The 22,703-nt window shown below is 36.9% G+C and carries 19 protein-coding genes and 1 tRNA gene; 10 read left to right on the top strand and 10 right to left on the bottom strand.

From position 1 onward, the window contains the following. Positions 1-218: 218 nt before the first annotated feature. Complete coding sequence (locus ACQVD9_RS10310; protein WP_264745948.1) at positions 219-1,202, top strand: tyrosine-type recombinase/integrase; 984 nt, start codon at positions 219-221, stop codon at positions 1,200-1,202. Positions 1,203-1,377: 175 nt separating this feature from the next. On the opposite strand, the gene ACQVD9_RS10305 is transcribed toward ACQVD9_RS10310, so the two are convergent. Continuing rightward, positions 1,378-1,453, bottom strand: a tRNA-Lys gene (locus tag ACQVD9_RS10305). A 163-nt stretch (positions 1,454-1,616) separates the two neighbouring features. Between ACQVD9_RS10305 and ACQVD9_RS10300 the strand changes: the two genes are divergently transcribed. The 4 genes from ACQVD9_RS10300 to ACQVD9_RS10285 all read left to right on the top strand — a co-directional run bounded on the left by ACQVD9_RS10300 (position 1,617) and on the right by ACQVD9_RS10285 (position 5,218). Further along, positions 1,617-2,318: an AzlC family ABC transporter permease gene (locus ACQVD9_RS10300; protein WP_264745947.1), complete on the top strand. Its 702-nt coding sequence runs from the start codon at positions 1,617-1,619 to the stop codon at positions 2,316-2,318. Next, positions 2,311-2,613, top strand: coding sequence for an AzlD family protein (locus tag ACQVD9_RS10295; protein WP_264745946.1), 303 nt, complete (start codon positions 2,311-2,313; stop codon positions 2,611-2,613). Before ACQVD9_RS10300 ends, ACQVD9_RS10295 begins: the two co-directional genes overlap by 8 nt. A gap of 84 nt (positions 2,614-2,697) precedes the next feature. After that, complete coding sequence (locus ACQVD9_RS10290; protein WP_264747889.1) at positions 2,698-4,641, top strand: HAMP domain-containing sensor histidine kinase; 1,944 nt, start codon at positions 2,698-2,700, stop codon at positions 4,639-4,641. A 4-nt stretch (positions 4,642-4,645) separates the two neighbouring features. Next, the gene (locus ACQVD9_RS10285; RefSeq protein WP_413774152.1) at positions 4,646-5,218 is read left to right on the top strand and encodes a cob(I)yrinic acid a,c-diamide adenosyltransferase; all 573 of its coding nucleotides are present in this window, start codon (positions 4,646-4,648) and stop codon (positions 5,216-5,218) included. Between the two features lie 56 nt (positions 5,219-5,274). Here ACQVD9_RS10285 and ACQVD9_RS10280 read toward each other — a convergent pair whose 3' ends face one another. After that, a complete protein-coding gene (locus tag ACQVD9_RS10280; RefSeq protein ID WP_264745945.1) occupies positions 5,275-6,003 on the bottom strand; it encodes a hypothetical protein in 729 nt (242 codons plus the stop codon). Between the two features lie 136 nt (positions 6,004-6,139). Then, positions 6,140-7,537, bottom strand: a complete 1,398-nt coding sequence (locus tag ACQVD9_RS10275; RefSeq protein ID WP_264745944.1) for an L-cystine transporter — start codon at positions 7,535-7,537, stop codon at positions 6,140-6,142. A 211-nt stretch (positions 7,538-7,748) separates the two neighbouring features. Between ACQVD9_RS10275 and metE the strand changes: the two genes are divergently transcribed. Then, on the top strand, positions 7,749-10,037 hold the full coding sequence (metE, locus tag ACQVD9_RS10270) for a 5-methyltetrahydropteroyltriglutamate--homocysteine S-methyltransferase (RefSeq protein WP_264745943.1): 2,289 nt from the start codon (positions 7,749-7,751) through the stop codon (positions 10,035-10,037). A gap of 48 nt (positions 10,038-10,085) precedes the next feature. On the opposite strand, the gene ACQVD9_RS10265 is transcribed toward metE, so the two are convergent. Continuing rightward, on the bottom strand, positions 10,086-10,913 hold the full coding sequence (locus ACQVD9_RS10265) for a hypothetical protein (RefSeq protein WP_264745942.1): 828 nt from the start codon (positions 10,911-10,913) through the stop codon (positions 10,086-10,088). 217 nt (positions 10,914-11,130) lie between these two features. Continuing rightward, entirely contained in the window at positions 11,131-11,688 is a 558-nt protein-coding gene (locus ACQVD9_RS10260) for a peptidylprolyl isomerase (protein ID WP_264745941.1), read from the bottom strand. A 110-nt stretch (positions 11,689-11,798) separates the two neighbouring features. Between ACQVD9_RS10260 and panB the strand changes: the two genes are divergently transcribed. Both panB and ACQVD9_RS10250 read left to right on the top strand, forming a co-directional pair. Beyond that, positions 11,799-12,587, top strand: a complete 789-nt coding sequence (gene panB, locus ACQVD9_RS10255; RefSeq protein ID WP_264745940.1) for a 3-methyl-2-oxobutanoate hydroxymethyltransferase — start codon at positions 11,799-11,801, stop codon at positions 12,585-12,587. A 156-nt stretch (positions 12,588-12,743) separates the two neighbouring features. Next, a complete protein-coding gene (locus ACQVD9_RS10250; RefSeq protein ID WP_492089231.1) occupies positions 12,744-14,048 on the top strand; it encodes an MFS transporter in 1,305 nt (434 codons plus the stop codon). A 67-nt stretch (positions 14,049-14,115) separates the two neighbouring features. Here ACQVD9_RS10250 and ACQVD9_RS10245 read toward each other — a convergent pair whose 3' ends face one another. From ACQVD9_RS10245 to hldE, 3 genes are all read right to left on the bottom strand, one after another. Next, positions 14,116-15,411, bottom strand: coding sequence for an adenylosuccinate synthase (locus ACQVD9_RS10245; RefSeq protein WP_264745939.1), 1,296 nt, complete (start codon positions 15,409-15,411; stop codon positions 14,116-14,118). Positions 15,412-15,413: 2 nt separating this feature from the next. Continuing rightward, a complete protein-coding gene (locus tag ACQVD9_RS10240; protein WP_264745938.1) occupies positions 15,414-16,607 on the bottom strand; it encodes an ATP phosphoribosyltransferase regulatory subunit in 1,194 nt (397 codons plus the stop codon). A gap of 93 nt (positions 16,608-16,700) precedes the next feature. Beyond that, positions 16,701-18,122: a bifunctional D-glycero-beta-D-manno-heptose-7-phosphate kinase/D-glycero-beta-D-manno-heptose 1-phosphate adenylyltransferase HldE gene (hldE, locus tag ACQVD9_RS10235; RefSeq protein WP_264745937.1), complete on the bottom strand. Its 1,422-nt coding sequence runs from the start codon at positions 18,120-18,122 to the stop codon at positions 16,701-16,703. Between the two features lie 144 nt (positions 18,123-18,266). On the opposite strand from hldE, the gene rsxB reads away from it, so the two are divergent. Together rsxB and ACQVD9_RS10225 are read left to right on the top strand one after the other, a co-directional pair. Continuing rightward, positions 18,267-19,112 carry an electron transport complex subunit RsxB gene (rsxB, locus tag ACQVD9_RS10230; RefSeq protein WP_264747887.1) on the top strand — a complete coding sequence of 282 codons (846 nt, stop codon included), beginning with the start codon at positions 18,267-18,269 and terminating at the stop codon, positions 19,110-19,112. Between the two features lie 62 nt (positions 19,113-19,174). After that, positions 19,175-19,984: a hypothetical protein gene (locus ACQVD9_RS10225; protein ID WP_264745936.1), complete on the top strand. Its 810-nt coding sequence runs from the start codon at positions 19,175-19,177 to the stop codon at positions 19,982-19,984. Here ACQVD9_RS10225 and ACQVD9_RS10220 read toward each other — a convergent pair whose 3' ends face one another. Beyond that, the gene (locus ACQVD9_RS10220) at positions 19,985-21,493 is read right to left on the bottom strand and encodes a DHA2 family efflux MFS transporter permease subunit (RefSeq protein WP_264745935.1); all 1,509 of its coding nucleotides are present in this window, start codon (positions 21,491-21,493) and stop codon (positions 19,985-19,987) included. A gap of 3 nt (positions 21,494-21,496) precedes the next feature. Further along, positions 21,497-22,696 carry an HlyD family secretion protein gene (locus ACQVD9_RS10215; RefSeq protein ID WP_264745934.1) on the bottom strand — a complete coding sequence of 400 codons (1,200 nt, stop codon included), beginning with the start codon at positions 22,694-22,696 and terminating at the stop codon, positions 21,497-21,499. Positions 22,697-22,703: the final 7 nt, after the last annotated feature.

Below are 22,703 nucleotides of genomic sequence, written 5' to 3'. Positions count from 1 at the left end.
TTATTTGACGCACATGAATATTTTTGGATACATTATTTACAGAAACAAAAAGTCACATTTTGTTACGTTTTGTTTCTAGTCATAAGGGAGGAATGGACTAAATAACTGTTATTAAAACCATTCCAATTGTGATGTTATAAAAAACGAAATCACTTTAGGTGATGAAAAAAATAAATATATTCTGTTATTACAGAATTTACAGATAAGAGTGTGAAATTATGTCGTTTTCATCCAAAATATCATCATTCACTTGTCAGTCGCTTGTTGAGTATTTTTTATTTAATAACATATTAAGACCAGAAACCAAAAGGACTTATCGTAAAATGATGAGTAAGCTACAAAGTTTACTTATAAAACATCAAACATTTAGTATTTATAACCTTGAAAAAACACTGCTTATCAATTGGAGAAGAGAAGAGCTAGACAGAGGACTAAAAGCTTCCAGTTGGAATAGCTATGTTAGACATTTAAAAGCCATCTTTAATTATGCCATCAAGGAGGGCATATTAGAGTATGAGAAAAATCCTTTTTTAGAACTCTCTGTTCCAGTACCTAAGAAAAAGAAAAAAACATTGACTGCATTCTCTATAGTCAATACAAGACAATATTTTGAAGAAATCCAAGCAAAGGATGAACAAGGACAACCTGTTGGTAAACTGCACCCTGTATGGTTTTGGCGAACAGTTTTTGAAACCTTTTACTACACAGGTATTAGAAGAAACCAACTGATCCATTTAAGACTAAGCGATGTTGACCTAAGAAGTCAACTGCTTCATATTCGCTTAGAAGGCTCCAAGACTCATCGAGAATACCAAGTACCTATCTGTGATAGCTTATTGCCTTGGCTAGAAAACATTATCCAAAGAGCTACTATAAAAGGTTTTAATCAAAGTGACCAACTCTTTAATGTTAATCGCTATACATTAAAAGCAAGAAAAAATCTAACAGAAGAAATGACCTTAGACAGAGTATCCAATGTGTTTGAATTTATCTCTAAAAAAGTTGGTAGTAGGATTACCCCTCATCGATTTAGACATACATTAGGCACAGACCTAATGAAAGATCCTGATCGTAATTTACATTTAGTCAAAGAACTGATGGGACATACTAATATAAAAACCACTTTAGAATATGTTGAACCCGATATAAAAATGATCAAACAGGCTTTAGATAACAGACGAGTAGTGGGGTATTGTAAATAATCATTTAGATATAAAAGAGGAGAAAAGAACAACGCCTACAAAAAAAATTACAAGAAATATCTTGCAAAATTTCTGTAGGCGGTATATTCTGAAAGAGTACGTGAATTGTGAGCGCACGTATATCTTTCATTTAACTTCACAGGACGGCAATCCCGTGAAAGTCAAGAGTAGCAGTTGGTGGGTCGTACAGGGTTCGAACCTGTGACCAATTGATTAAGAGTCAACTGCTCTACCAACTGAGCTAACGACCCAATTAAGGGAAAAATAATATACTGCTATTTTTTTTCAAAAGCAAATATTTTTGTTTATTTTTAAATTATCCTTTTTATCAATAGTTTTAATATTTACCATTATATTTCTATCCAATTAATAAAAGCGTAGAATGGCCATTTTTTAATAGTTATAGGTAAAATAGTGTCTTGTTCTTTGTCTACACGTAAGGAGTTCATAAGAGGACTCGTTGCAGCTATTCCTATTATGATTAGTTTTATTCCTTTTTCTTTGGTATTAGGTGCTCAGGCTATACAAAGAGGAATGGTTACAGGTGAAATAGGCGTAATGGTAGCTATGAATTTTGCAGGAGGATCTGAGTTTGTAGCAGTGAATTTATGGACTTCTCCGCCTCATTTGTTGTTAATAGCTTTTATGACGTTATTAGTAAATAGTCGCCATATTTTGATGGGAGCAGCATTAACGCCTTATTTAAAAGAATTACCTAAAAGAAAAGTGTTATTGGCGCTGTTTTTTATGTGTGATGAGAGTTGGGCAATGAGTTTTGCTGAAGCTAAGAAGTCTACTAGTCAACGATTTAACTATCACTATTATATTGGAGCAAGTTTAGGACTTTATCTTACATGGGTTATTTTTACAACAATAGGGGCATTGGTTGGCCCTTTAATAGGTGATGTAACTCATTATGGTTTTGATATGGCTTTTGTGGCTGTGTTTTTAGTGCTGCTAAAAGGCATGTGGAAAGGAATTATTGCTGCTATTCCTTGGTTAGTTAGCCTTATTGTGGCTGTAGTAAGTTATTTGATATTACCAGGTGCATGGTATGTTTTATGTGGGGCTATTGCTGGTCTTATCATTGCTTTTTTAATGGCGCATTATGATTGATTATTTTGTTTTTTTAACTATTTTAGCAATGGCTACTGTAACTTATTTGACAAGAATTACAGGGTATTTGTTGCTGCATAATAAGGTGCTTAATCCACGCTTAAGTAAGGTATTAGAGGCAATTCCAGGCTGTGTTCTAATTGCTGTAATTGCTCCTGTTTTTGCTACTACTAATATTGCCAATTTATTAGCATTAGCCATTACATTACTATTGGCTAGTCGTTTTTCATTATTACCAACAGTTATAATTAGTATTGCAGCTACGGCATTATTACGTCACTATATCCCGTACTAAAATTTTATCTTATACAGGTTAAACTTTGTGATTTTAAATAAGCTACATAAGTTTTTAAAAAATCTTCCTGTTAGTCGCAAATTAATGACAGCATTATTTGTGCTATTAATTACCGTTATTATTATTTCTAATTTAGCATTTATTACGGCAAGTTATTGGATTACTCAACAAAGTATAGCTCCTCAAGGATTAAGAACCTTAGGTAATTTATATGCAACGCCTGCCTTAAGTAGCCAATTATTAAACTCTCAAGAAACCGCAAATGAAGCATTAGGACAAATGGTAGATTATATGCCTTTAAGAGGTGCTGCCATTTATAGTGCAGATGGCATTTTGCTAACAAAGTTTCCTTATAAAAATTCGCCCGCCTTTCCTGCAAATGTGTCTGACTTAGATAATTGGATGATGTTACAGTTTGGTACAAGTTACTCAACAGATTTGGAGGGTGAAAATGGTGAACTAGGGCGTTTAGTATTATTGGCCAACAATAATTTGCCAGTGGCATTTTATACAGGAATTATTACTGCAAGCTTAGGTATTTTATTCCTTAGTATTTTGTTGTGGTTACTTTTGTCTAAACAGGTAAAACGTCATATTACAATACCTATTCAAGAGCTAGAAACATTGGCGCTACGTGTAACCCGTGAAGAAAATTATGCATTGCGTGTGATTCCACATAGTCGAGATGAAATAGGTCAGCTAGCTACTGCTTTTAATACAATGCTCAGTCGCATTGAGGCAAGGGAGCAGTTGTTGAAATCAGCACGAGATGAAGCTGAGGATTTAGCAACGGAAATGCGAGAAACCAATGAGCAATTGGTTAAAGAGGTAGATGTTCGTAGTAAAGTAGAGAAAAAATTAACAGGTTTTCAGCATTATTTAAATAATATTATTAATTCGATGCCTTCAGCATTAATTGCAGTTGATGGTGAGTTATATGTTACCCAGTGGAATCAAGAGGCTACTAATTTATCGGGTTCTATGCTTGAGGATGCAGTAGATCAGCCTATTTTTCTAGCTTTTCCCCATTTAAGGCCTTATGCAGAACAATTAAAGCGTTGTGTTGAGCTTAACCAAATAGAAAAGGTGGAGCGAGTTTCTTGGATGCAAGAGGGTAAAATTTGTCATTATGCTTTAACCTTTTATCCGCTAGCAGGTGATAATGTATATGGTGGCGTGATTCGAATTGATGATGTGACAGAGCGTCTAAATTTACAAGAGTTAATGGTGCAATCTGAAAAAATGCTATCTGTAGGTGGTTTGGCAGCAGGTATGGCACATGAAATTAACAATCCGCTAGGTGCTATTTTACATAATGTGCAGAATATTCGTCGACGCTTATCACCCACGTTAGAGAAGAACAAAGAAGTTGCTCAAGATGCTGATGTGTCTTTAGAGGGCATAAATTATTATTTAATGTTGAGGGAAATTCCCAATTTATTAGATGGTATTTATCAGGCAGGAAGTAGAGCCTCTAAAATTGTGACTCATATGTTATCTTTTAGTCGCCGCAGTAAAAGGCAATTAGTTAGGACTAGTTTAGTTGAGGTTATTCAACAAACTTTAGAAATTGCAGAGGCAGACTTTCATTTAGGTGAGTCCACAGATTATAAAGATATAGAAATTAAACTCGAATTGGATGAAAGTTTGAAACCAGTAGCAATCGTTATTAATGAACTTGAACAGGTGTTATTAAATTTATTAAAAAATGCTGCACAGGCTATCTTTATGCGAGTTAACCCTACTACTCAAGGATTAATTCAAATACGGCTTTATCGTCAACAACAGTGGGCTGTTATTGAAATAGAAGATAATGGAGTTGGCATGAATGAAATTACTGCAAAACGTATTTTTGAACCTTTTTTTACTACAAAAGAAATAGGAAAAGGAACAGGGTTAGGTCTATTTGTTTCTTATTTTATTATTACTAATAACCACAAGGGTGAGCTTTCTCTTAAATCGAAACTAGGCCAAGGTACTTGTTTTACTATATGTTTGCCTTTAAATAATCCTTTAATAAAAGAATAATATTATGAATAGATTAACTAAAATTTATACTAGACAAGGTGACCAAGGACTTACTAGTCTTGCCACAGGTGAAAGAGTACCAAAAGATCATCTTCGTATTCAAGCGATAGGTGAAGTAGATATGCTTAATAGTCAATTAGGTCTATTACTCTCTTATTTATCAGAAAGAAAAAACGATACATCTAGTTTGCAACAGATAATAGATCAATTAACGCCTTGTTTACATAGATTGTTTGATGTAGGCGGTGAGTTGGCTATGCCTGAGTATCAGGCTATTAGCGAAGATCATATTAAATATCTTGAAAGTCTAATTGATGGTTGGAATGAACAATTAAAACCATTGAAAGATTTTATTTTACCAACAGGTTCAGTAGCTGCTTCACAAACTCATGTTTGTCGAAGTCAAGCAAGAACAGCTGAAAGAAGTTTACAAAGCCTACATAAGGAAGAACCATTAAGAAAAGAGTTACTTGCTTATTTAAATAGAATTTCAGACTTGTTTTTTGTAGCAGCTAGAATAATTAATCATTATCAGCAAGTGCCAGAAACACTGTGGGAAGCTGCTAAAAAGCTATAAGTAGCTTGTAGAAAGGTAATAAGATTTTATATTACCTTTCTATCTAATATAATTTGTTATTTTTTTACAGCATATTGTTCTACAATACCTTGCCATGTTTGGTCGGCTGCTTTTACAAGGTCATTAAAAGCCAATTGTTCTGCTTCAACACGTTTTTTATCAACAGTAGCATCGGATGACCAAGCACTAGTAAGCCCTGTTGCTTTAGCCGTTGCATCGGCTGTGCCATAAGTAAAGCCTGTACGTACATCAGTAAAAATAGCTGTGGCGGTAGCTGTTACATTAGCGTTTCTATCAGGCATCATACCTAAGGAAAGCATGGAGAAGGAAGAATGAAAATGGTTATTGATATAAAATTTTGTATCGATTGTGTAAATCATTAGCACATCTGCTTGTAATTTTGCAGCAGCTAATCGTAAATCATCAATAGATTTTGCATCGGCAGGGATAAGTAATGAGCTTACAGGTACGACCGTAGTCACTTGTGGCCATTGTTGAATTTTTTGTAAGGTATTATCTATCGTTAGCTCATGGGCAGGGATAATAGAAAAGCCACCATATCTTTGTCCCTCTTCTGTATAGGAAACATAATTAGGTGCTTGAATACGTATTACTGCAATACGAGCAGGGAAGTTTGGTGATGGTTTACGAGAAACTATTTCTGCTATATCTTCACGATTAATATCGGCAAAGTTGGCAGGTTCACCCGGAGTAACATAAGAGGATGCACATCCTGTACAAATAACAATAACTGAACATAACAAATACTTTAGTAAAGTAGGCATATATTGATCCTTCATTAATCTTGTCTCAACAACATATGCTATTAATATATACTATATATTTAATTGTTGGGAAGAACCGTTAATATTCAATTAAGATTAGCAATATAAAAAGGAGGCTTGAGCCTCCTTTATTCATTTACTGTGCTGTTAATACCTCTTGATCTTCACTATCAAATCGTTTTTTATTGGTTTTTCTAAGTAGTTGGCTGGTAATAGTGCCAGCAGTCATTGAACCATTAACATTTAAGGCAGTACGTCCCATATCTATCAAAGGTTCGATAGAAATAAGTAAGGCTACTAAGGTGACAGGTAATCCCATTGTGGGTAATACAATGAGTGAGGCAAAGGTTGCTCCACCACCAACACCAGCTACACCGATGGAGCTTAAAGTTACCACACCTACTAGTGTTGCTATCCACATTGGATCAAAAGGATTAATACCAACAGTAGGAGCTACCATAACAGCTAACATTGCAGGGTATAAACCTGCACAACCATTTTGGCCGATAGTTGCTCCAAAAGAGGCTGAAAAACTAGCGATAGATTCTGGTACACCAATACGTTGTGTCTGTGCTTCAACATTTAATGGAATACTGGCTGCACTAGAACGGCTAATAAATGCAAAAGATAGTACAGGCCATACTTTTTTAAAGAAGCGTAACGGATTAATACCCGTTAAAGAAAGTAAAATAGCATGAATGGTGAACATAATTAATAGCCCTAGATAAGAGGCTATAACAAAACTACCTAATTTTATAATATCCTGATAGTTAGCATTAGCCACTACTTTGGCCATGAGGGCCATAACACCATAGGGTGTTAATAACATTATAATACGCACTAATTTCATTACCCATGCTTGTAATATAGCGATAGCACTAATAACTTTTGCACCTTTCTCTTGGTCATCTTTAAGTAATTTTATGGCGGCTAAACCAAGAAATATTGCAAAAATAACAACGCCAATAATAGAGGTAGGGCGTACTCCTGTCAGATCAGCAAAAGGATTAGTAGGTAGAAAGGATAAAATAAGGTTAGGGGTTGTTAAATTGGCTAACTGGCCTTGATAATGAGTTTGTAGTTGGTTTAGCCGAGTAGTTTCTTGTGCACCCTGTATAAGACCTTCTGCATTTAAGCCAAATAAGTAAGTTACAAAAACACCTACTAACGCTGCAATCAGCGTTGTAAATAATAATGTACCAATAGTAAGAAAACTAATTTTTCCTAGTGAAGAGGCATTATGTAAATTAGCGACAGCACTGAGAATACAAGCAAATACTAACGGCATGATTATCATTTGTAAGAGCTGAACATAGCCATTACCTACAATATTAATCCATGAGATTGTTTGATTAATAATGATATAGGAGGAGGCTTCTCCATACAGTAAATGTAGCCCAGTACCATATAGAATACCTAATAATAGGCCCGCCAATACTTTTTTAGCTAATGACCACTGGGTACGTCGAGTCTGGTCTAGTACAACCAATAAAATAATAAAGACAGCCAAATTAATAATTAATGGCAGATTCATAAGTACCTCTAATGATGTTGCTTTTTTGCTGCTATAAATAGCTAATAACTGTGTATAATGACGTTTTTTAGAATAAAAATAAATACGGCATAAGGCTAACATTACTTATCAAAGTGAATAAAACTAAAGATGATCTTTAATAATTTGAGTTTGTTTCATGTTTGCTGATTTATGACAATGGACTCCATCTATAAAGAGGAGTTTGATTTATATGGCATTGGCACATAACTTAGGTTTTCCACGAATTGGTCGTGATCGAGAATTAAAAAAAGCTTTGGAAGCCTATTGGAAAGGAGACATCAGTGAAGCAGCTTTACAGCAGGTAGGTAAAGAGTTACGAGCTGCACATTGGAAAATACAGCAACAAGCAGGTATCGAATTACTGCCTGTAGGAGATTTTGCATGGTATGATCAAGTACTTACCCATTCATTAATGTTTGGTGTCATTCCAGAGCGTCATCAAAATAAAGAAGGCAAGGTAACGTTAGATACCTTATTTGCTATGGCGCGTGGTGTTGCTAAAACTTCTTGTGGTTGTAGCTCTGGCACTCAAGCACAAGAAATGACTAAATGGTTTGATACTAATTATCATTATTTAGTGCCTGAATTTACTAAAAACCAACAGTTTAAACTATCTTGGAACCAATTATTTGATGAAGTAACAGAGGCTAAAGCTTTAGGCTATGCCATTAAGCCTGTTATTATTGGCCCATTAACTTATCTTTGGTTAGGTAAAGAGAAAGAAGCTACCTTTAATAAACTAGATTTACTTGAAAGATTATTACCATTGTATGGTGAAGTATTTAAGAAGCTAGCGGAGCAAGGGGTAGAGTGGGTACAAATTGATGAACCTATTTTAGGTTTAGATTTACCACAAGAGTGGAAAGCAGCTTTTGAGCGTGCCTATAATCTATTGCAACGTGAACCTACTAAAAAATTAATAGCTACTTATTTTTCTGGTTTGGAAGATAATGTTGGTTTAGCTGCTTCATTACCTGTGGATGGATTACATGTTGACTTAGTCCGTGCCCCTGAGCAATTTCCAAGTATTCTTGACCGTGTGCCTGCCTATAAAGTTTTATCATTAGGTGTGGTTAATGGTCGTAATGTTTGGCGTGCTGATTTAGAAAAGATTGTGGTGATATTAAAGCAAGCGGCTGACCGTTTAGGAGACCGTTTATGGGTAGCTCCTTCATGTTCTTTATTGCATAGCCCAGTTGATTTAAATCGTGAAGATAAGCTAGATGATGAATTAAAAAGTTGGTTAGCTTTTGCTGTTCAGAAGTGTCAAGAAGTTGCTATTTTAACTAAAGCAATCAATCAGCCAGAAGCTGATGAAGTAATAAAAGCCTTAACTGAAAGTAAACGTATACAAGAAAGCCGTGCCGAATCTTCACGTATCCATAAATCAGCTGTACAAAATAGATTATCAGCAATAACAGCGCATGATAGTCAACGTTTATCATCATTCTCAGCACGTATTCAGTTACAGCATAAGCGTTTACAGTTACCTATTTTTCCAACGACGACGATTGGTTCTTTTCCACAAACTAAAGAAATTCGTACTGCACGAAGTGACTTTAAACAAGGTCGTATTAATGAGCAAACTTATACAAAATTAATGCAGTCAGAAATTGACCAGGTGATAGCTTTCCAAGAAAAGATTGGTTTGGATGTGCTAGTTCATGGTGAGCCAGAACGTAATGATATGGTTGAGTATTTTGCTGAGCAATTAGATGGCTATTTATTTACACGCTTTGGTTGGGTACAAAGTTATGGTTCACGCTGTGTGAAACCAGCCATTATTTATGGCGACTTATCGCGTCCTAAAGCAATGACAGTGGATTGGATTAGTTATGCGCAAAGTAAAACTAATAAAGTTATGAAAGGAATGTTAACAGGACCTGTCACTATGCTTATGTGGTCTTTCCCTCGTGAGGACGTTTCTCGTGAAGTACAGGCCAATCAATTAGCATTAGCTATTCGTGATGAAGTGGTGGATTTAGAGTCAGCAGGTATTAAGGTTATTCAGATTGATGAGGCTGCTTTTCGTGAAGGACTACCACTTCGTCGAGCAGCATGGCAACATTATTTAGATTGGGCAGTAAATGCTTTTAAATTATGTTCTGCTGGTGTTAAAGATGAAACCCAGATACATACCCATATGTGCTACAGTGAGTTTAATGATGTGATTGAGTCTATTGCTGCCATGGATGCGGATGTGATTACAATTGAAACATCACGCTCCCAAATGGAGTTATTAGATGCCTTTAAAGCATTTAATTATCCAAATGAGATTGGTCCAGGTGTCTATGATATTCATTCACCACGAGTACCTAGTAGTGATGAAATGGTAGCATTACTAAAAAAAGCAGTAGAATTAATTCCAGCAGAGCAATTATGGGTTAATCCTGACTGTGGTTTAAAAACTCGAGGTTGGGTCGAAACAGAGGCGGCATTGGTTAATATGGTTGCAGCAGCTAAAATAATGAGAGGTTAGTTGCAAAAAATCCCTTATGTATTATTTATAAGGGATTTTTAATTAATATTAATTTATTCTTTTAATTTCTATAATTCGATTACGGCCACCCTCAGCTAAAAGGTATTCGTCTTCATTAATTTCTAGGAGCTGTTGTGGGGCTCTTAAATGGCTAAGAATAACTTTTAAGTTACCATCAGGTTGCAATAACATTAAACGAGCTCTGTGAGTAGAGTCTTCTGTAATCCAAAGTCCTTGGCTGTTACATTTTAAGATACTTGGCTCTTTAGTTTGTGTATAGTTTAAAACGATAGGATCTGAGCCATCATCGGTTAATAATCTTACTCTATTAGCTTCTTTTTCATTATAATATTTCTGACCATTAGGGCAGATTGCTAATGTTTCTGCTTCATTCAGGTTATCGCGAATAGTTTCTATGGTTTTAGTGATAGAGTTATACCGTAAAATTTTACTTTGTGGACCACGATCCTCTACAGCATAGAGATATTTTCCATCAGCAATTAAACCTTGTACATTAGTACCTTCAAAAAGGTTGTGTACTTTACCGTTTTTTAGCCAACTAACAGGGTATTCACCACCTTCTTGGCTAAAGACAATACCACCAGCAAATGCGGTTATTCCATCTGGTTTATTCAGGTTGCTAAATAGTGTAGTACGATCACCATTAGGGGCAATACGAATAATTCGTCCCTGACTTTTATTAAGCTCTTCTGCAACAATAAGGCTACCATCGGCTTCTTTATAAATGGCACTTGCTTTTGTTATATCAGAATGTAAAACTCGATATTGCCATTCTTTGGCTGCTACCACAGGAAAATAATGTTGCCATAATAGAAAACCACCACCAAAAACGATGGTAAGTATAATTAATAACAATAAAAGTTTTAGCGCTAGAAGCAAGAAGGATTTTGGCGAGTGTAGTGATAAAGTAGAAAACACAAAATAAGCTCAATTAAATATTTGAATATAACAGAATATTCGTATTCTATGTTAAAAGAGTAACTCAGTCATTTAAAAATTGTGTTTTTTTACATATTTATACAATTATTAAAGGGAATAATATTTCCCTTTAATAATATAGTATTTTAATAAATTATAATTGTTTAGCTAAAACGATAATAACAGGGTCTGTAGGGACATCACGTGCACCTTGTCTATATGTTGTTCGAACACCTGCAATTTTATCAACAACATCCATACCACTAATTACTTTAGCAAACACAGCATAACCAAAATCGCGTTTGCCATGGTTTAAAAAATTGTTATCTTTTACATTAATAAAAAACTGGCTTGTAGCTGAGTCAACAACTCCAGTACGTGCCATAGCAACAGTACCACGATTATTGGCTAGACCATTATCAGCTTCATTTTTAATAGCATCTAAGGTCGATTTTTGTGACATGTCTTCAGTAAAGCCACCACCTTGAATCATAAAGTTAGGTATCACACGATGAAAAATAGTACCATTATAAAAGCCACTATTAACATAGTTTAAAAAATTAGTTACAGTAATGGGGGCTTGCTGTGGATATAGTTCAATTTCTATATCGCCCATATTTGTAGATAATAGAACTCTTGGGTTTGTTTCTGCGAATGCTGGTGTGGTGAGCATAAATATACAACAGAAAGAGAGTAATAACTTTTTTAACATAATGATCATTTCCAAGGGTAGAGGGTTAAGTTTGTTATTCTAAATGAATAACAGTGTGCAATATTAATTAATTTCAGAGTTAATTGATACAAGATGAAAAATGAGGCTATATGATTACTTTATCAACTTTACAAAAAATGAAGAAAGAGCAACAAAAAATTGCTATGTTAACGTGTTATGAAGCAAGTTTTGCAACATTACTAGATGAAGCAGGTGTTGATATTTTGTTGATAGGTGATTCATTAGGCATGACTGTACAAGGCCATTCTTCCACTTTACCTGTTACATTAGAGCAGATGTGTTATCACACAGAGATTGTTGCTAGGGGTACTAAAAATGCATTAGTGTTAGCCGATTTATCTTTTGGTAGTTACCAACAAAGTAAAGAACAAGCATTCGACTCAGCTAGCCAATTAATGGCGGCGGGTGCTCATATGGTGAAGCTAGAAGGTGGTCGCTATATGGTAGAGACAACGCATTTCTTACAAGAGCGGGGGATTCCTGTGTGTACCCACTTAGGTTTAACGCCGCAGTCGGTGAATGCTTTTGGTGGTTATAAGGTGCAAGGTAAAGGAGATGCGGCCGCTAAACAGCTATTAGAAGATGCTGTTGCGCATGAACAAGCTGGCGCAGCAATGATCTTAATGGAATGTGTACCAGCCGCTTTAGCGAAAGAAGTAACTGCCGCATTACAGTGCCCAACAATAGGTATTGGCGCAGGAGTTGAGTGTGATGGGCAAGTGCTCGTGCTACACGATATGATTGGCATCTATGCGGGTAAATCCCCTAAATTCTCCAAAAACTTTATGGATGGTCAAACCAGTATTCAAGGTGCTATAACAGCTTATGTGAAAGCAGTAAAAGACAGCACATTCCCTTCAGTAGAACATTCTTTCTAAGAGGTAAGTTAACACAAGGAGGTGTTATCTAATCCAATTAGGTAATACGATTGATCGATCGAATATGGTATAAAACTTTGCTAGCTTTTTAGTTATAGTTTGTACTATTCTAGCCAGCTTGGGTTTTTGTTTGTTTGTTTTTTTGATGTAGAGACAATAAGAATGAGTAATACACTTCCGCATTATACTCCAGAAGAGCGCCGTAAAAGAATCTATGGCATTGTAGGGGCTGCTTCAGGTAATTTAGTTGAGTGGTTTGATTTTTATATTTATGCTGTTTTTGCTACCTATTTTACGGTTGCATTAACAGGGCCAGCCAATGGATCAAAGGGGACTTTTTTTGTTTGGGGTGCTTTTGCCCTTAGTTTTTTTATGCGTCCATTAGGTAGTTGGTTATTTGGTTGGATTGCCGATAAGTATGGTCGTAAAAGATCAATGCTCATTTCTATTGTAATGATGGGCGCGGGTTCATTTTGTTTTGCGTTATTGCCTACTTATGAACAAGTAGGTATTTGGGCTCCTATTTTATTATTGGTTGTCCGTTTATTCCAAGGGTTATCCGTAGGTGGTGAATATGGCGCGGTAGCCACTTATATGAGTGAAGTTGCATTAAGAGGACGTAGAGGATTTTATGCTTCTTTCCAATATGTAACGCTTTCTGGTGGACAATTACTGGCAAGTCTACTCGGGGTTATTCTTTTAACATTTCTAACTAAAGAACAATTAGATGCAGGTGCATGGCGTATACCATTCTTTATTGGTGGATTAGCTGCATTAGTTTCTTTATGGGTTCGTCGTACATTAGAGGAAACAACAACGGCAGAGCAACGTGAGTCTAAAGAGTCGGGCAGTTTAATTGCGTTATTTAGAGATCACTGGAAACAGTTTTTCTTGGTGGTAGGCTATACAGCAGGGGGATCTTTAGCTTTCTATACTATTACAATTTACTCAAGAAATTATATGATGGGTATGGGGGTTGACCATAAAGTTGTTGGTTATATTATGACTATTGGTTTATTTATTTTTATGATAAGTCAGCCTTTATTTGGTGCTGTAGGCGATAAAGTAGGGCGTAGAGTCTCAATGTTACTTTTTAGTTCTTTGGGCTTCATATGCATTTATCCTGTCATGGTTTTAGCTATGCCAGCTGTTAAAGATTCAGCGTTTATGTTGGGTGTATTACTTGTTGTTATGATGTTTATCTTAAGCTTTTATACTTCTATTGGTGGTTTAGTAAAAGCTGAAATGTTTCCAACAGAAGTTCGTGCTTTGGGAGTTGGGCTATCTTATGCCGTAGGTAATGCTTTATTTGGTGGCACTGCTGTATCAATTGCAACAGAGTTTAAAAATATAGGACATGCTGATTATTTCTTCATTTATGTTGCTGTAATGTTGGTTATTTGTTTCTTATGTAGTTTTGCATTACCTAAGAAGCCTAAATATTTAGAAAATGATCATTAGAATTATATAGTCAATAAAAACCCCAGTTTATACTGGGGTTTTTATTGACTATAAATAGTTCAGCTGTTTAAGCGAAAGGATGGCGTAAGATAATAGTTTCTACACGATCAGGGCCTGTTGAAATAATATCAATGGGTGCACCTACTAATTCACCTAAACGTTTAATATAAGCTACTGCATTAGCTGGTAAATCATCTAATGATTTAGCACCAAAAGTAGATTCAGACCAACCAGCAACTTCTTCATAAACAGGTGTTAAGCCTAAATAACTATCCGCATCAGTAGGCGCATCACATAATAAGTTACCATCAGCATCTTTATAGCCAGTACAGATTTTGATGCTTTCTAGGCCATCTAATACATCGAGTTTAGTTAGGCAAAGGCCAGAGATACTGTTGATTTCAATGGAGCGACGTAGAATAACCGCATCAAACCAGCCACAGCGACGAGCACGACCTGTTACTGAACCAAACTCATTACCTCTTTCTGCTAAGCGTTCACCTACATCATCAAATAGTTCTGTAGGGAAGGGGCCTGAGCCAACACGGGTTGTATAAGCTTTGGTGATACCTAAAATATAGTCAAGGTACATAGGGCCAAAGCCAGAACCAGTTGCTACGCCACCTGCGGTAGTATTGGAGCTAGTTACATAAGGATAAGTACCATGATCAATATCCAGTAAAGCACCTTGGGCGCCTTCAAACATAATGTTTTGACCTTGGCGACGTAACTCATGCAAACGCGCAGTAACATCCATTACCATAGGCTTAATTTGTTCGGCATAGGCCATACATTGCTCTAAAGTTTCTTGGAAATCAATAGTTTTAGCATGATAGAAGTTTTTAAGTGCAAAGTTATGGTAATCTAATAATTCACCTAATTTTGCAGCAAAGCGCTCACGGTGGAATAAATCGCCAACTCTTAGGCCACGACGGGCTACTTTATCTTCATAAGCTGGGCCAATACCACGACCTGTCGTACCAATTTTAGCCGCACCTCTAGCAATTTCACGCGCTTGGTCTAAAGCAACGTGGTAAGGTAAAATTAATGAACAGGCAGGGCTAACATGTAAACGATCACGTACGTTTACACCATTATCTTCTAATTCTTTTACTTCTTTAAGGAATGCATCTGGAGCAAGTACGACACCATTACCGATTAAACACTGTACGTTGTCACGTAAGATGCCAGAAGGGATAAGTCTTAAAATAGTTTTTTTACCATCAATGACTAAAGTGTGGCCAGCATTATGACCACCTTGATAGCGGACAACAGCAGCAGCATCTTCAGTAAGAAGGTCAACGATTTTACCTTTACCTTCATCACCCCATTGAGTACCAAGTACAACAACATTCTTACCCATGATTATTTCCCCGCAACGATTGGCTTTACTTGCCAACTATTTTCAATAAATACTAAATATTGGTCACAACCCATTTCAGTGGCTTCTGTTAATGTTTGATTTGGCAGTGCTTGAATAACTCTTTGTCCTTGTTTACGTAATTCAGCCATTTTCTGACAAAGTGCTGGCTGATTTTCATAAGGTGCCCAAATGGCTTGTTTGCTATTAGTAAAATCAGCTTGCCCTAAGTTAACTAATGTTTTGAGGTCTGTTGAAAAACCTGTAGCTGGTCTTGAGCGCCCAAAAGCAATACCTGCACTATCATAGCGACCACCTTGTGCGATAGATTGCCCTACATTAGGTACAAAAGCAGCAAATACAATGCCTGTATGATATTGATAGCCACGTAGCTCCCCTAAATCAAAATAAAGGGTGATATGGGGGTAGCGTAAGGTAATTTGTTTAGCAATTTCAGCTAACTTATCAATAGCTTTTAATACAGAGGCAGGTGCATTGGCTAATACTTGTTTGGCATTGGCAATAACTTCCTCACCACCACAGAGAGTGGTTAAGGCACAAAACATAGCTGCTTCAGTTTTAGGTAGGTCAGCTGTTAACTGGCAAACTTCATCAATGGCTTTGCGTTGTAAAGCGTCAAATAATAGGTTTTCTAGTTCATTAGATAAGTTAGATGCTTGAGCTAGTCCTCTAAAAATAGCCACATGGCCTAAGTCCATATGGATATTTTCAACTTTGGCTAACGCTAGTGTTTCTAACATTAGGCTTATAATTTCGATGTCGCTAGCAGTGCTTTTATCACCATACAGCTCAGCACCTAATTGGATAGGGCTACGAGAGGTAGTGTGTGCTCTAGGTTTAGTTAATAGAATACTACCAGCATAGCAAAGGCGAGCAGGGGTTTCTTCTTTTAACCAATGAGCATCAAGTCGAGTAACTTGTGGTGTGATATCACTACGAAAACCTAATAACCGTCCAGATAATGGATCAACAGTTTTAAAGGTTTGTAAGTCAAGGTCTTGAGCTGTTCCTGTTAGCAGTGCATCAATATATTCAACATGTGGCGTAATAACTAAATCATAACCCCAACATTCAAATAAATCTAATATACGGCGACGTGCCGTTTCTATACAAGCAGCCTCATTGGGTAAAACTTCTTCTATACCATCAGGTAACAGCCAGCGATCTAGCTTAGTCATCTGTGTCCTCTGCACTCACTCAAATGGACGTAAAAAAGCCGGGCGTTCCCGGCGAAACGTTAATAATAACATGTTTTTTATCAATTAAGGGAGTTATTGTCCTTTAATTTTATCAACAATAGCCGTTGTAGAACTATTTTCTACTAAGCCTAATACATTCACTTCACCACCGTAGGCTAGTACTATATCAGCACCCACCACCTCATCTACAGAGTAGTCGCCGCCTTTTACTAGAACATCAGGTCTGATTTCTTGCAGTAGGCGTTCTGGGGTTGAATCAGCAAAGCTAGTTACCCAATCAACAGCACCCAAACCAGCCAATACAGCCATACGGCGATCTACTGAGTTAATCGGGCGGCCAACACCTTTTAATGCCGTTACAGAAGCGTCATCATTTACGGCTACAATCAAACGGCCGCCTAAGGAGCGTGCTTGTTCTAAATAGGCAACATGGCCTGCATGGAGAATATCAAAACAACCATTGGTGAATACAATTTTTTCACCTTGCGCTCGTGCATCTTCTACCGCAATTAATAACTGATCTAAACTAAGCACACCTTTACCATTACCCGTATCACGTTGAATAGCACGGCGTAATTCAGGTGCGCTAATACAGGCTGTGCCTAATTTAGCGACTACAATACTAGCTGCAAGGTTGGCAAGGGCTACTGCTTCAGTGAGTTCCTCGCCAGCTGCTATAGCTGCTGCAAGGGTAGAAATAACGGTGTCACCTGCACCAGTCACATCAAACACTTCACGAGCACGGGCAGGTAAATGTAATTCTTGTTGGTTGTCACGTAACAAGGTCATTCCTTGTTCACCACGAGTAATTAATAAGCCACCTAATTCTAAATGCTCTATTAGTTGTTGTGCTTTTTCGATCAGTTGGTTTTCATCAAGACATTTGCCTACAATGGCCTCAAACTCTGCTAGATTAGGTGTTAATAAGGTAGCCCCTTTATAAATAGTAAAGTCATTACCTTTAGGATCAACTAACACAGGAATATTATGTTGTTTAGCTAGTTTTATTAACTGTTGATGGTTTTTTAATGTGCCCTTACCATAATCGGATAATAATAGTACTTTTACAGAAGGTAAAAGTTTTTCGACTTCACTGGCAAGTGCATCTTTATTAATATCAAAAGTTTCTTCAAAATCAACGCGAATAAGTTGTTGATGGCGACTCATTACCCGTAGTTTTATAGTAGTTGGTTGTCCTGCAATACGTTGAAAGTGTGTTTCTACACCAGCAGAACCCAAACTATCTGCTAACGAGTCAGCAGCCTCATCTTCACCAGTTGCACCAATTAGCCATGTTTTAGCGCCTAAAGCTGCCATATTTAGGGCAACGTTGGCTGCACCACCAGGTCGATCTTCTCGCTGATTAATTTTAACCACGGGTACAGGTGCTTCAGGAGAAATACGGGAGGTACCACCATGCCAATAACGATCAAGCATTACATCACCTACTACTAATACAGAGGCTTGCTCAAAGTGGGGCATGGTCAGTTTCATTACTTCTCCTAACTATTATTGAATGGATAGTTTATTGAGTCATATAAAAATAGGTGTTCATTATATAACAATTGAAAGTTAATAACGAAATTATCTAAGGTCCATTATTAAGGTATACTATTACACCGTAAATAATCTGATGAAATTAAATTAAAAAGTGTAAATAACCAAATGCAGTTAATTAACTTAATAGATGCTTTGTTGCCCCAAACTCAGTGTACAAAATGTGGTTATCAAGGATGTAAACCCTATGCAGAGGCAATAGCTAATGGTGATGCTATTAATAAGTGCCCTCCGGGGGGAGAAGAAACAATCAATGCCTTGGCAGCATTATTGGATAGGCCAGTTATTGCTTTGGCTGAAGAGCATTCGCCAGCTCAGTTGGCTTATATAAGAGAGGCTGAATGTATTGGTTGTACTAAATGTATTCAAGCTTGTCCTGTAGATGCCATTGTTGGAGCTGCTAAATTAATGCATACAGTAATTGCAGCTGAATGTACTGGTTGTGAACTTTGTGTTGCTCCTTGTCCAGTTGATTGTATAGATATTATTTCATTACCAACTAAGTTAGTGGCTTTAACAGGTGATTCTGCTATTGCAGAAGGGCAGCGAGTAACGAGGCAGTTAAGAAGAGATCATGCGCGAAATCGTTTTGAATTTCGAAGTACACGTTTAGAGAGAGAGGAAAAGCGTAGACAACAGGAACGTCAAGCAAGATTACAGCAAGCAGCAGTAACTCCAACAATACAAACATTTGACCCTAAACAATCAGTTATTGATAAAGTAAAATCACAACAACCAACTGCTACTGCCTTAACAGCTGAGCAGAAAAAGTTAAAAATAGAGGTTGCAATGGTACAAGTTGCATTGAATAAAGCAGAGAAACAGTTAAAGCAATACAACACCCCAGAATTGCAACAACAAGTAGCTAATTTAAAAGTTAAATTAGCAGAGGCACAACAAGCTTTTACAAGTGCTTTAACTGAGTAACTTAAGGTAGAGTTAATAGAAGAACATTATAGTAGCGTTAAATCTAATGTTGGAAAAACTTGATGCGTAAAATAGTTATACTACTCTTAGTAGTAGTTTTAGTAGGCTGTGGAACTGTTAATGAACGAATGAGGAGTAGCGATAGTACTGGTGAGCCATTTGCAGGCGTTAAGTATGATAAAGATGAACTATCCAATGCTTGGGCTGCATTATTTACATTTGGTATTTATCCACTTATTCATATTGTTTCTATGCCTATCGATTTAGGTGTGGATTTGACATTATACCCCATTGATAAATACCAAGAAGTTCAGTTTACTAAACAATATAATGCGGCTCGTGCACCGTTTCAGTTTATTAATGCAGTTGGGGTAAATTTATCCTCTTATAAGGATTTTGAGTTTAAAACCTCATTGCTGAATGAGCAAGTTCCCTACCATACAAATAAAACAGTTACTACTGCAAAAAACTCAGAGGGTTTTTCTTGGTATCAAACAACAAATATAGCTTTGCGTAAGGGAGTAATTAATAAGCTACAAGTAAATTGGACAACTAATACTGAGGACCCTTTTGGTTATAAAGATAACCCTTATAAACTTTACAGTGATGATTGGTATAAGTGGCTAGAGCAATATAAACAAGCACATACATTCAATCATCAACAGGAGCTAATAATTCCTGCAATTACTGGTGAGGTGAAACAGCAGCTATTGGTTTTGCTATTTTTACCCTGTAATCGTCTAGTGGCAGTGGTTGAACCAATCACTTCTTATGATATTCAAACGTATCAATTAGTGAAGAAATTACGTACTAGAGGAGACTATCAGTCATTAGTTAAATTGGAACAAAACAACCAATGTCCTGTTCAATAATTAATGACCAATTCTTTTAGGTTTAGCTAACCAAGCAACGAATACAAGCAACATAAAACCACAGCCGAGCATAAAAAAGTAATCAATCGTAGATAACATATAGGCTTGGTTATTAACAATATTTTCTAGCTGAGCATAGTTTTCTAGAGTTTTACCACCCATTTGATTTAAGGTATGTTGCGTAATAGGATCATAAAGGCTTATGCTTTCAGTCAGGTAGGCATGGTGTTCACTGGCTTTTCTAGTCCAAATCCATGTGGTTAACGAAGCAGCAAAACTACCCCCTAATGTTCTTAAAAATGCTGCTAATCCAGAACCTTCAGCAATTTGATTTTGTTTTAGGTCTGATAGTACGATACTCATCACTGGCATAAAGAATAATGCTACCCCAACCCCCATAAACATTTGCACTAATGCAATATGTTCATAGTTAACTTGAGTATTGAAACCTGCACGCATAAAACAACTACCAGCAATAGCAGCAAAGGCAAAACTTGCCAGTAAACGCATATCAAAATACTGTGCATAGCGACCAAGGAATGGAGTGAGTAATACAGGTAATATCCCAATAGGTGCAGCTGCTAAACCTGCCCATGTGGCAGTGTAGCCCATTTGAGTTTGTAGCCATTGTGGTAGTAGTAAATTAATACCAAAGAAGCCAGAATAACCTAAAACCAATAAAATACAGCCAACACTAAAATTATAGTTAGTAAACAGTCTTAAATTAACAATAGGGTGTTTATCGGTTAATTCCCAGATAATAAAAAAGATAATACCAATCACTGCAATAGCAGAACCAATAATAATAAAATTAGATTCAAACCAATCTAAATCATTGCCTTTATCCAACACTACTTGTAGTGCACCGATACCTATTACTAAAGCAATTAGGCCAATATAATCAATGGGTGAGCGTTGGGTCTGCTCAGGTTTGCTGCTTAGTTGTTGATAAGCAAAAAAAGCGGCAAATAAACCAAAAGGAACATTAATGAAGAATATCCAAGGCCAACTGTAGTTGTAAGAAATCCAACCACCCAAGATAGGGCCAGCAATAGGAGCTACCACCGTTACAATACTTAAGATGGCTAAGGCAACGCCGCGTTTTATGGGAGGGTAAATAGCTAGTAGTAAAGACTGTGCTATAGGATAGAGAGGACCTGCTACAGCACCTTGTAAGCAGCGGAAAATAATCAATTCAGTCATGTTGCGGGCGATACCACATAAGAATGAGGTAATTACAAACAGCAACACCACCCAAATAAATAACTTTACTTCGCCTAAACGCCTTGATAACCAGCCAGTAAGGGGTAGGGTAATGGCATTACAAACAGCAAACGAAGTAATAACCCATGTGCCTTGCTCCGCACTTACCCCTAAATTACCTGCAATCGTAGGTAAAGCAACATTGGCAATGGTGGTATCCAATACCTGCATAAAACTAGCTAGTGATATAGCAATGGTTGCTAAAGCTAGATTGGCGGGCTTAAAAACAGCTTGTTGAAGGCTCATGATTTATTTGTTGTCACCAGCATTTTGTTCAATTATTTTATCAATTAGTTGTTTAGCTTCTGCCAATTGTTGTTGATAAATATCAGTTGATAATATCGGTTTAGTAGGAGGTTGTTGTGGGAGCATTGGCCCTGATTGATCATGCAAATCTACCTTAACTGTCATTGATAAACCAATACGTAAGGGGTGTTTGTCTAATTCTTTAGGGTCCAATTGAATACGTACGGGTACTCGTTGGACGATTTTAATCCAGTTACCTGTCGCATTTTGGGCAGGTAATAATGCAAAAGCACTGCCTGTGCCTACTCCTAAACTTTCCACATGGCCGTGATAGACCACATCACTATAAATATCAGCTTCTAAAGTAACAGGTTGACCAATGCGCATATGTTCTAATTGAGTTTCTTTAAAGTTAGCATCTACCCATACTTGGTGTAGAGGAATAATAGCCATAAGCTGGCTACCTTTTTCAATATGCTGTCCTACTTGCACACTACGTTTTGCAATAAATCCTGAAACGGGCGCTGTGAGATTGCTGCGTCGTTGATCTAAGTAAGCTTGCTCAAATTGAGTAGCAGCAGCTAGTACATCAGGGTGGGTACGTAACTCAGTATTATCAACCAGTACTTTATTGCTCTGTAATTGTTGTTTGATATTGATTACATTAGCTTGTGCTTCTTGTAAGGTGGTGAGTGCATGAGAAAGTTCTTCACGAGAAATAGCCCCTTGTGCTATCAGTTTTTGACGACGATTAAAATCTTCTTGGGCTTTTTGTAAACCGGCTTGGCTACTTTTTAATTGTGCTTCAAAACTATCTACAGTGCTATAGAGGCTACGTACTTTACGTACGGTGTTGGCTAAATTAGCAGCAGCTTGCTGTAGTGCAATTTCTGTATCACTAGGGTCTAGTGATACTAAGGTTTGTCCTTGCTGTACCAGATTACCATCATCTGCACCAATACTTACAACAGTACCACTGACGAGTGGAGTTACTTGTACAATATTTCCATTTACATAAGCATCATCAGTGGTTTCATACCATCGCCCAAATAGTACATACCAGAAAATAACAAGCAGTATTGATACAATAACAACTGTGGTTAGTATCAATAGCCATTTTCTGCGTTGTCTAGCAGGGTTTAAGGGGATTTTTGTGTGTGTTATTTCAGTTTTTTCAACTGGTTCGGTTGTTTCGGTAGTCATCTTTGTT

The sequence above is a fragment of the Entomomonas sp. E7T21 genome (assembly GCF_058693955.1).
Note: the sequence above shows the minus strand (reverse complement) of the source record. Positions and strands in the feature narration are given on the sequence as shown.

Coding starts and splice junctions, on each gene's coding strand:
- ACQVD9_RS10310 (WP_264745948.1), top strand. CDS start 219: ATGTCGTTTTCATCCAAAATATCATCATTCACTTGTCAGTCGCTTGTT.
- ACQVD9_RS10295 (WP_264745946.1), top strand. CDS start 2,311: ATGATTGATTATTTTGTTTTTTTAACTATTTTAGCAATGGCTACTGTA.
- ACQVD9_RS10290 (WP_264747889.1), top strand. CDS start 2,698: ATGACAGCATTATTTGTGCTATTAATTACCGTTATTATTATTTCTAAT.
- ACQVD9_RS10285 (WP_413774152.1), top strand. CDS start 4,646: ATGAATAGATTAACTAAAATTTATACTAGACAAGGTGACCAAGGACTT.
- ACQVD9_RS10280 (WP_264745945.1), bottom strand. CDS start 6,003: ATGCCTACTTTACTAAAGTATTTGTTATGTTCAGTTATTGTTATTTGT.
- ACQVD9_RS10275 (WP_264745944.1), bottom strand. CDS start 7,537: ATGAATCTGCCATTAATTATTAATTTGGCTGTCTTTATTATTTTATTG.
- metE (WP_264745943.1), top strand. CDS start 7,749: ATGGCATTGGCACATAACTTAGGTTTTCCACGAATTGGTCGTGATCGA.
- ACQVD9_RS10260 (WP_264745941.1), bottom strand. CDS start 11,688: ATGTTAAAAAAGTTATTACTCTCTTTCTGTTGTATATTTATGCTCACC.
- panB (WP_264745940.1), top strand. CDS start 11,799: ATGATTACTTTATCAACTTTACAAAAAATGAAGAAAGAGCAACAAAAA.
- ACQVD9_RS10245 (WP_264745939.1), bottom strand. CDS start 15,411: ATGGGTAAGAATGTTGTTGTACTTGGTACTCAATGGGGTGATGAAGGT.
- ACQVD9_RS10240 (WP_264745938.1), bottom strand. CDS start 16,607: ATGACTAAGCTAGATCGCTGGCTGTTACCTGATGGTATAGAAGAAGTT.
- hldE (WP_264745937.1), bottom strand. CDS start 18,122: ATGAAACTGACCATGCCCCACTTTGAGCAAGCCTCTGTATTAGTAGTA.
- ACQVD9_RS10225 (WP_264745936.1), top strand. CDS start 19,175: ATGCGTAAAATAGTTATACTACTCTTAGTAGTAGTTTTAGTAGGCTGT.
- ACQVD9_RS10220 (WP_264745935.1), bottom strand. CDS start 21,493: ATGAGCCTTCAACAAGCTGTTTTTAAGCCCGCCAATCTAGCTTTAGCA.
- ACQVD9_RS10215 (WP_264745934.1), bottom strand. CDS start 22,696: ATGACTACCGAAACAACCGAACCAGTTGAAAAAACTGAAATAACACAC.